At 44.6% G+C, this 8,083-nt stretch carries 6 protein-coding genes; 1 reads left to right on the forward strand and 5 read right to left on the reverse strand.

The window, feature by feature from the left end; all coding sequences use genetic code 11:
• Positions 1–126 precede the first annotated feature (126 nt).
• Both F6J94_RS25930 and F6J94_RS25935 read right to left on the reverse strand, forming a co-directional pair.
• Positions 127–1,146: an ATP-binding cassette domain-containing protein gene (locus tag F6J94_RS25930; protein ID WP_293045433.1), complete on the reverse strand. Its 1,020-nt coding sequence runs from the start codon at positions 1,144–1,146 to the stop codon at positions 127–129.
• Positions 1,147–1,385: 239 nt separating this feature from the next.
• The gene (locus F6J94_RS25935) at positions 1,386–2,204 is read right to left on the reverse strand and encodes a class I SAM-dependent methyltransferase (RefSeq protein WP_293045435.1); all 819 of its coding nucleotides are present in this window, start codon (positions 2,202–2,204) and stop codon (positions 1,386–1,388) included.
• Between the two features lie 316 nt (positions 2,205–2,520).
• On the opposite strand from F6J94_RS25935, the gene ectB (F6J94_RS25940) reads away from it, so the two are divergent.
• Positions 2,521–3,774: a diaminobutyrate--2-oxoglutarate transaminase gene (gene ectB / locus F6J94_RS25940; RefSeq protein WP_293020871.1), complete on the forward strand. Its 1,254-nt coding sequence runs from the start codon at positions 2,521–2,523 to the stop codon at positions 3,772–3,774.
• On the opposite strand, the gene F6J94_RS25945 is transcribed toward ectB (F6J94_RS25940), so the two are convergent.
• The 3 genes from F6J94_RS25945 to F6J94_RS25955 form a co-directional block, all read right to left on the reverse strand.
• Positions 3,766–4,725: a glutamate cyclase domain-containing protein gene (locus F6J94_RS25945; protein ID WP_293020872.1), complete on the reverse strand. Its 960-nt coding sequence runs from the start codon at positions 4,723–4,725 to the stop codon at positions 3,766–3,768. The two genes, ectB (F6J94_RS25940) and F6J94_RS25945, sit on opposite strands and share 9 nt — an antisense overlap.
• A 6-nt stretch (positions 4,726–4,731) precedes the next feature.
• Complete coding sequence (gene ectB, locus F6J94_RS25950; protein ID WP_293045438.1) at positions 4,732–6,024, reverse strand: diaminobutyrate--2-oxoglutarate transaminase; 1,293 nt, start codon at positions 6,022–6,024, stop codon at positions 4,732–4,734.
• 352 nt (positions 6,025–6,376) lie between these two features.
• Entirely contained in the window at positions 6,377–7,123 is a 747-nt protein-coding gene (locus F6J94_RS25955) for a TauD/TfdA family dioxygenase (RefSeq protein ID WP_075898020.1), read from the reverse strand.
• Between the last annotated feature and the right edge of the window lie 960 nt (positions 7,124–8,083).

An 8,083-nucleotide genomic window follows, 5' to 3' on the forward strand; every position in this document is an offset into this window, starting at 1 on the left:
TGCTTCGGACTTACTTTTCCCAAAACTCCTGAATAGTTAACCTAGACATCAGTTATTGATCAAAGAAGATATAAGAAACTTTGGGTAGAGAATCTACCCATCTTTCCCCTCTACCCTATCTCTCCTTTAGGCCATATTTTGTTTCCGCTCTGCCTTGAGATCCCGTTTCCCAGCCTGAGCCAGTTCAGCATCCATCAGGGTTTTACCTGTGGCAGCTAGGTAGACATCATCTAGGCTAGGTCGCGACTGAGCAATCCCAAAGGTTGGTAAACTAAGGTCTTTTAACGCTTGCTGAATGATCATTAAGGCATTGCTTTGGGGTTTAACCACAAGGTTAAGGGAATTCCCCTGATTGCTGTTAATAATCACCTCTCGCACAAAGGGCAGAGACTGCAGCATATCTTTGGCTTCCTTGGCTTCTTCCATAGGGGAGAATTCCCGGATGCGCAGGGTAATGCGATCGCCTCCAACACTATCCTTTAACTGGGATGGTGTCCCCTCAGCTATGATCAAGCCTTTGTCAATAATTGCCACTTGGTCAGCTAATGCGTCTATTTCTTCGAGGTAGTGGCTGGTGATTAGTAATGTGGTTCCTGAGTCTCGCAACTTTTGCAACAGTTCCCAGACCACGAATCTGCTCTCAATGTCAAGACCTACGGTGGGTTCGTCTAGTACTAAAACATCGGGTTGGTGGAGTAAGCCAGCAGCTAAGTCCAGCCGCCGACGTAGACCACCGGAGTAAATGCCAGTTTTTTTATTGGCATACTCCTTGAGCTGCAAAATGTCAAGCAGTTTATTGATGCGTTGTTTGGCAACTGCTTTGGGGAGGTGATAGAGGTCGGCTTGCAATTGGAGTAGTTCTTGACCAGTGAGTACCTTATCTAAGGCAACTTCTTGGGCTACATAGCCTAGGCGGCGGCGTGCTGCCCTAGGATTGTGTAGTACTGAAATGCCAGATACCTCAATTTTTCCAGCATCGGGTGCCGTGAGCGTGCATAGGCAACGAATGGTGGTGGTTTTCCCGGCACCATTAGGACCGAGTAAGCCAAAAATTTGACCCGGTTCGACTTGTAAGGAGATGTCTTTGACGGCGTGGACATCTCCATAGCGTTTTTGGAGGTTCTGGATTAATACAGCGGCAGCCATAAGCTTTCCCTATGCCGGTCAGGGATACACAAATCTCAACAATTTTTATTGTAGCCGGTTGCCCTGGTTAGGGGTACAATCTAATGTTTTTAGGCAAAACTGCTGAGCAGTGATTGGGTGTATAGCCTAGCCCCTGGATGCGTTCGCGTTTGGCCTAAAGGCCAAGGTCAATCGCATACCCTCAAGCTACACTGAATCTACACTCAACCTATGGCGTAGCTGTCTTAACTTGTCATTGATTAGTGATCACTAACCTTTTCACAGAGGAAAAAGCACCAGCCTAATTCACCAGCGGCAATTGCCTCCTGAGTTTTCTTAAAGGCAGCGCTCAAATCCGGATAGCCCTCCCGAGCTAGCTCGGACACCAATTCGTAACTCTTTTTCAGGTGTTGGCTCAAGTCCTTTATCTGCAAAACGTTAAATCCGATCTGAGTGAGTTTTTCTGCATAAACTTCGGGGCTAAATGTCGGCTCAAACAGCAGTCGGTTGTAAACGTACTTGCGGGCTGCCTCACTAACTTCCTCAATTGGTGTTACCAAGTCATCAAACAGGAAGATGCCTCCTACCCCTAGGACACGGTGAACCTCCGCCAGAGCTTTATCAAGCTCGTGGATGTGGTAAAGAGCGCCTTGACTCCAGGCATGGGTAAAGGAGCCATCTGGGAAAGGTAGGTTAGTGGCTGATTCCTTTTGGAAGCTCACCCGCAAAGAGGGGAAATTACTAGCCTTAGCTCGAGCATTCTCGATATAACTGCTACTGATATCGATTCCTACTACCTCACATCCCGTTTGCTGAGCCAGCCAAACGGCAGCGTTGCCATTTCCACAAGCAACTTCTAGTACCCGGGAGTCGGCAGTAATACCGCTCTGTTCCAGCATATATTCATCCCAGCGCTTGCAGGCTGGCACAAAGTCCTCAGGCCGAGCCTCGGCTAAGTTTTCGAAGTAACCCCAGTGAAGACTGCCTTCTGGATCCCAGAAACTGCGAAAACGTTTGTCTCGTTCGCGATCATCAAACAATGCCTCGGTCTGAGCTTCAGTAAATTGAATTTTTTGCATAGTTAATTCCAGTTAATTCCAGGCTGTTGTTGGTTTATGAGACTGATCAAAATTTAGACTATAGCTATCCTATTTGAATTGTTAAACTTGCTCTTTAATCAGGATATACCAGTTCTGGCTTAAGCAAGTTATTAATAAAAATTATAGTTTTTATTAATAACTTGACTATTGCTATAGTCACCCTAAATAGTATATAGTTTTCTAGGTTACGGTGTTCGTAAAGTAAAGTTAAGCAAATGGAATCGCTTCGCGTTTTGTACACCACACAGAATTGTCTCACCTACTTGAAAATCCTAACAATAGGCAGGTTTAGCATATGAACATTTTTACCAAGCTTGAGTCAGAAGTCCGAAGCTACTGTCGATTGTTTCCAACAGTCTTTACCAAGGCAGTGGGAGATACCTTGATAGATGAGAGTGGGCGTACTTATATAGATTTCTTGGCAGGTGCTGGTGCCCTCAACTACGGACATAATAACCCCAAGCTCAAAAAGCGTCTCCTGGAATACATTGAGTCAGATGCTATCACCCACAGCCTCGATATGTTCACCTCTGCTAAGCAGCAGTTTCTAGAACGTTTCGAGGAAGTAATCTTAATACCGCGAGGACTAAACTATAAAGTTATGTTTACCGGTCCTACGGGAACCAATTCTGCCGAGGCTGCTTTGAAGCTAGCCCGTAAAGTGACTGGTCGAAAAACAGTCATTTGTTTTACCAAAGGCTACCACGGTCATACTTTAGGTGCCCTAGCTGTTACACCTAATCCTACCTATCAAAAGGCTGCGGGCATTCCCCTCGGTAATGTCTTAACGGTTCCGTTCGAGGATAAAAATGGCACCAAAGACGACAGTCTTGATTACTTAGAAAAATTGGTTGATGACCTGAGCCTAAATCAGGAAAAACCCGCAGCAGTTATCCTAGAAACCGTTCAATCTGAGGGCGGGATTAATGTTGCTAGTGTTCCTTGGCTTCAACGCCTTGCCCAGATCACTCAAGAGCGAGAGATTTTGCTAATTGTTGATGACATCAAAGTCGGGTGTGGCAGAACTGGCCCTTTCTTTAGCTTTGAGCGGGCAGGGTTAAAACCCGATCTAGTTTGTCTGGCTAAATCTTTAAGCGCCTATGGAAACCCGATGGCTGTGGTGCTGATTCGACCTGATTTAGACTGTTTGAAACCAGGGGAACACACTGGTACTTTCCGAGGCAATAATCTAGCCTTTGTGACTGCCACAGCTGCTCTCGACGAGTACTGGGAGACAGATACTTTTGCCCAGGAAATCGCGGACAAAGGTGAGGTAATGAAGAAGCGACTCAAAGACATGATCGCTCGTTATCCAGAAGTCGGCGGCGAACATCGAGGACTTGGTTTGATTCAAGGAATCGCCTGCCAACAAAAGGGGCTGGCTAAAAAAGTTAGTAATGAAGCTTTCAAGCGGGGTTTAATCTTTGAACCCATGGGAGTGAACAAAGAAGTGATTAATCTTCAGTCTACATTAACGATTGATCCCGAAACTTTGACCCAAGGGCTAGATATTTTGGAGGAAAGCATTGGAGCTGCGCTCTCAAACTGAGTTTGTCAAACCGGCGACTTCTAAAATTTCTGCCAACACTTTGCCATGATATTCCCAGGGTAAAGTCTCAATTGTGAGAGCTTGCAATCCGGTATCTCCATCTATCGCTGCTCCCTCATTAACCAGAGTTGTCAAAATCTGTTTATCGGTCTCTAAGGTTAATCCCTCAGTTAACTTAGATTTTAAGTCCGGTCGGAGTAAAGCAAGAGCAGTGAGTAACCCCATTGCTCCCCAATTTGATACACCGCAAACGATCGGGTGATGGCAAGGAATATAACAGGCGATTCGTTCTCCATGCTTGATGTTTTTGGCAATTAGCTCTTGAGAGAGTGTTCCCATACCAAGTTCATTGCCCAAATCACCAATGCCGATGGAGATGATTTCACTGAGGGTAAATAGGAAATGTAAAGGAGCAGTATGAACAGTGATATCATCCCCATTTATATTTCGGACAGTACCATCGTAACTCGGGCCTGCTCTTTCAATGGAGATAACATGGGAAACTGGTGGTTCGGCAATTTTCCATAAATTCACAATAGAAGAAACGGAGGGATCTTCTGCACTCCCTGCATCGACAGGAACTACATCAAAAGGAATTTGAGCAGGTATTCCTGCTGCCCGAGCAGCAACCTTGACAGCATTAAGGCATAAAGGATCGGTAACCAGACGGACAGGGATTCCAACTCTAAGTAATCCCGCTGCTAGGTGAGCGCAACCGATGGGGCCATCATTTTCCGCTGCCGGAGGAGTGCCGTGGGGAATAAAAAAGCCTGTAATAATAGCCACATGGGGGGATGGATGTTCGGCAATCGAACGAGCTGCACCAAGCAGCCCCCCCTTGGCAGCCTCCACAAGGGGCTCTATACCATTACCTATATCCCGTCCACAGATGTTTTCAATTTTTTCTATCCGGGTTTTGACTTCTGGAGAATTTCCAAATGCAGCAGTCATAAGCAATTAAACCGATGCTCCTAAATCAACTAATTTTTTAGAAACTGTCTCCTGGATGACTTGGTTGACACTATTTTCGAGGATGTCTAGCCCTTTCTCTAATACTTCTTCGGAAATTGTTAAAGGCGGCAGACATCGAATCACCTGCCCCTGTGCGCCAGCTGTTTCCATGATTAGCCCATTAGCAAAGGCTGTTCGGATGATTTTATTAGCGAGGTTGCCATCTTTGCAGTCTAAGCCCTGAATCATGCCCCTGCCTCTAACGGAAAAACCGGCCTCCCAGTTATTTTTTGCGATCTGCTCCAATCGGAGCTGCATTATAGTTCCTTTCTGTTTAACGGAGGCTGACAAACTGTCGTCTTGCCAATAAATTTCCAAAGCTGCTTTGGCGGTAACAAAGGCTAGGTTAGGTCCTCTGAAGGTGCCGCTATGTTGACCTGGTTTCCACTGGTCTAATTCTGGTTTGATCAGCACCAATGAGAAAGGAAGACCGAATCCACTCAAGGATTTGGAGATAGTAACAATGTCAGGGTAAATACCTACTTCTTCAAAGCTGAAAAAGGAACCAGTCCGTCCGCATCCCACTTGGATGTCGTCTACAACTAAAAGCACATCATGTTTACGACAGACTGTTTCAAGCGATCGCAACCACTCAAAGCTGGCTACATTGACCCCACCTGCTCCCTGAATTGTTTCTACAATCACTGCTGCTGGAAGCGCTACTCCACTACCTCTGTCGGAAAGGACTTTGTCTAGGTACTCTGTAGTATCAATATCCGAACCCAAGTACCCATCATAAGGTATAAAAGTTACGCCTGCGGTGGTGATTCCTGCAGCGTCTCGCTGGGAAATGTTGGCAGTTGTTGCTAAGGAACCTAGGGTTACCCCATGATAGCCATTGGAAAAGGCAATGACCGTTTCCCGTCCGGTTATGTTGCGGGTCAGTTTTAGAGCTGCCTCCACAGCATTGGTTCCTGTTGGTCCAGGAAACTGAACTTTGTAATTTAATTGCCTGGGTTTGAGGATTATGGCTTCAAAAGCTTCGAGAAACTCCTCTTTCGCTACGGTTGCTAAATCGAGACTATGGACAATACCGTCTGAATCGAGATAACCCAGCAGTCGTTCTTTGAGTTGTGGGTTGTTATGTCCGTAATTGAGCGTACCCACTCCACTGAGAAAGTCAATGTACTTAATACCTTCTTTATCTTCTAGAACAGCTCCTTGTGCTTTCTTAAACACCGTGGGAAATAAACGGCAGTAGCTTCGCACATTGGATTCCAATTGATTGAAGATTCTCATGAGATTATCCTCATTAGTGTTATACGTGATGTTTTCCGCAAGCTACCTGAAAGTTTGGCTACTTATAGTACTACCCATTAAGGTGTTTGACATTGATAAAAGCTGAAAAGCTAATGCACGTCAACTTTTGCCTATTGCCCGCCCCCCTTCTTAAGGGGGGTTAGGGGGGATTCCTCTGGCCTTGCCCGTAGCGCTATACCTTTTAACTTGTGGCGATTCCTACTTACCCCCTCACCCATTTATCCTTTCAACAACTCACCAAATCAAGCGTGTAGGAATCACCAGGATGTCATTAGCCAGCTACATGAGTCAGCTACATGAGTCAGCTAACACTTAACTCTTAAGTTGACAGTTACCGTAAGAAGATGCGTTGTAGTTCTCGAGTGGGATCGCTATAGGTGGTTCTTGCATGTGCTATACATTTGTTGTCCCAAAGCAACAATGAGTATTGCTTCATCCGAATAGCCATGTGATTTTCCTCGTAATACGCTAGAAATCGGTCGGCAATTTCTCCCAAAAACGGCTCGGGAGTAAAGGGCTTTAGGTTTTCTGGATCGGGGCTGTAGTCACCGTATTTAATATAGTTACAAGAAAAGCGGAAAACAGGCTTCTTACCCTCAAATGACAGGATCGGATGAATTGCTCCCTTGGTGCGGTTGGCGTGGACTCCCCTCGTGGCACCAAAATGGTGTCGAGTCTCCATGAGTTTTTTCTTTTCTTCTTCCGTAAGAGTCTTCAGGAATCCTTCCACATAAGCCAACGTGGTCATCCCACCACCACAATCAGAAGGCTTTTTGCACCAAAGCACTAGATAGTTCGGTGGGGTTTGATAATCGCTGGCTTCCGTATGAGGAAGCAAACGCCTTTCACCTCTGGCATCGGAAAATTTGATCAATTCTGGTTCATATCTGACATAGAATATTGGTTTCCCATATTGCAGGATTAACTCACCACCTGTGACCAATTTTGAAAATTCGATCCAGTCAAAATTGGGATCTTCAGTTTCCACATAAATAAAGTGGTTTTGCTCCAGAAAGTTCTGATAATCAGTAATTGATTTATCAAATTTGGGCAAGTTACTTGCCTGATAAGTTAACATCCAAACTCCTTTTTTTTATAAGGCTGACAAAAATTCACTATAGGCGAAATAAATTCAATACTGGTTACTTGTTTACATTTTTTAAAAAAAATACACATAATAAAATTTTCAAAAAAATACTTAATAAGTAATTACAATGGATTCGTGATATATAAGGGTGTTTCTCAACCAGAGGTTTTGCCATTTATGTCACGGGGGACTTTCATCTGTTCCAAGTTTCCCTCTTAAGCTGCTGTGCATTTTATTGATGCCGTCGCTCATTAGGGAAACCGCCTGTTCCCTTGCTGCATCGCTTAAATTGCCTATTTTAAAATTAGAAAAAAACCTTAAAACCCTGTCCCCATCTACTATCTACGCCAGCTAGCCAGTTAAGTGTGTAACAGATTATTAAGGGGGGCTATAGTCACAGTTAAGCTTTTAGCATTTAACAAAAGTTTGTAAATTCAGTCTCTAAGATACTTTTTGTTAAATAAAGGTTAAAGTTGGTTAAAGTTAAATAAAGCTTAAATTATTGTGTAGGGTGAGATAGGCGGCGAGTACTTGAAAAGCTCACCTGTAGCGAGAGCTGTCCGCCTTAAACCACGCATATTCAGTACTCGATATTTCTTAAGATTTACTTTATAAACAGTCTCTAAGTTGTAGAGCAATTCTTATTTGGGTGAGGTTTTTAGGGAGCTTCCGAGCTGGGAGCTTCCGAGCTGGTAAGAGGGAAGAGGTAAAAAATAGTGAATAATGGATAATTGCCTTTTGCTGATTACCCATTATTCACCTGTATCCTTTCCTAGCCCAGAAATAAGATAAGTAATCAAACAAACGGATCTTATATCATGTCAGGATAAGGGCGACCGATGAAAGACGCTCAAGGAAGTGGAGATTCCGAAATCTCCCAATGTAGCTAGGGTTCAAGCTACGTCCCCACCCGAAGGAGCACTTCGAGATGGATATGGCGGTTTCGACTAC

Origin of the sequence: Moorena sp. SIO1F2, assembly GCF_010672755.1 — a bacterium.
Taxonomy (GTDB): Bacteria; Cyanobacteriota; Cyanobacteriia; order Cyanobacteriales; family Coleofasciculaceae; genus Moorena.